This window comes from Nitratidesulfovibrio liaohensis (assembly GCF_011682075.1).
Lineage (GTDB): Bacteria > Desulfobacterota > Desulfovibrionia > Desulfovibrionales > Desulfovibrionaceae > Cupidesulfovibrio > Cupidesulfovibrio liaohensis.
On record NZ_VSMK01000565.1, the window covers coordinates 1 to 1,331 of the forward strand.

At 69.2% G+C, this 1,331-nt stretch carries 2 protein-coding genes; both read left to right on the forward strand.

The features are described from left to right. Positions 1 to 322 precede the first annotated feature (322 nt). Positions 323 to 979: a lipoyl(octanoyl) transferase LipB gene (gene lipB / locus FVW27_RS15985; RefSeq protein WP_167127021.1), complete on the forward strand. Its 657-nt coding sequence runs from the start codon at positions 323 to 325 to the stop codon at positions 977 to 979. After that, on the forward strand, positions 909 to 1,331 hold a 423-nt coding region (locus FVW27_RS15990; protein WP_341806165.1), incomplete at its 3' end, for a radical SAM protein. The genes lipB and FVW27_RS15990, both read left to right, overlap by 71 nt.

A 1,331-nucleotide genomic window follows, 5' to 3' on the forward strand; every position in this document is an offset into this window, starting at 1 on the left:
CCCCCGCAACGACCGCCGCCCCGACGGGCAGCCCGAACAGCGCACGGACCGCCGCCCAGAGCGCCCGGAACAGCGCAGAGATGACCGGCGGGATGATCGCCGTGCACCGCGTGAGGACGACCGTCGCGATGATCGCCGCGATGATCGGCCCGACAACGGCCAGTATCACGGACGGCGGCGCAGGCCCCGGCGCGACGACTAACGGGCACGCCCGGGGCAACCGCCCCGCGCCAGCGTCCGCAACGCCCACGCAGGCCCATCGCAAACTCCAAGGCCGGGGACGCCACCGCCCCCGGCCCTTCGCAACCGGAACACCACGCGCATGAACATCATCGATCTGGGCCTCATCCGCTACGCAGAGGCCGACGCCCTGCAACGGGCACGCCTGGAGGAAGTGGCCGCAGGGGCGGAAGAAACCCTGTACCTGCTGGAACACCACCCGGTAATCACCCTTGGCCGCAACGGCGGGGGCGAAAACCTGCACGTGGGCCGCGAATGGCTGGCCGCGCAGGGCATAGACCTTCTGCAGTCCTCGCGCGGGGGCAACATCACCTGCCATTTCCCCGGCCAGTTGGTGGCCTACCCGGTGTTCCGGGTGGCCAAGCGGCCCGGCGGCCTGCGGCAGATGTTCCACGACCTCGAAGAAGTGGTCATTGCCACGCTGGCACACTTCGGGCTGGCGGCAGCCCGCTGGGAAGGCCGCCCCGGCGTGTGGATCGAAAACCGCAAGATATGCTCCATCGGCATGGCCGTGCGCCGCTGGACCTCGTACCACGGGTTCGCCCTGAACGTGGGGCGCGACCTGTCATTGTTCGAAATGATCACCCTGTGCGGCCTGCCCGACGCGCAGGCCACGTCGCTGCACCGTGAACTGGGCGGCGATGCCCCCACCATGCAGGAGGTAAAGGATGTCTGTGCCCGGCAATTCCGCACCATCTTTGCGGATTCCGCCGTGGCTGCGGGTAAAGCTGCCCTGTAGCCACACCTACGGGGATACCCGTTCGCTGGTGGACGACCTACGCCTGAACACCGTGTGTCAGAGCGCCAAGTGCCCGAACATGTTCGAGTGCTTTTCTTCGGGTACGGCCACGTTCCTCATCCTGGGCAACGTGTGCACGCGCAACTGCGCCTTCTGCAACATCACCCCCGGTCAGGCCGCGCCGCCGGACCCGGACGAACCCCGCCGCGTGGCCGAAGGCGCCGCGCGTCTGGGGCTTTCGCACGTGGTGGTCACCTCCGTCACCCGCGACGACCTGCCCGACGGCGGCTCCGCCCACTTCGCGGCCACGGTGCGCGCCCTGCGCGCCGCCCTGCCCGCTGCCCAGAACGGT

Excerpts from the sequence above, each read along its gene's own strand:
- lipB (WP_167127021.1), top strand. The coding sequence starts at position 323 with ATGAACATCATCGATCTGGGCCTCATCCGCTACGCAGAGGCCGACGCC.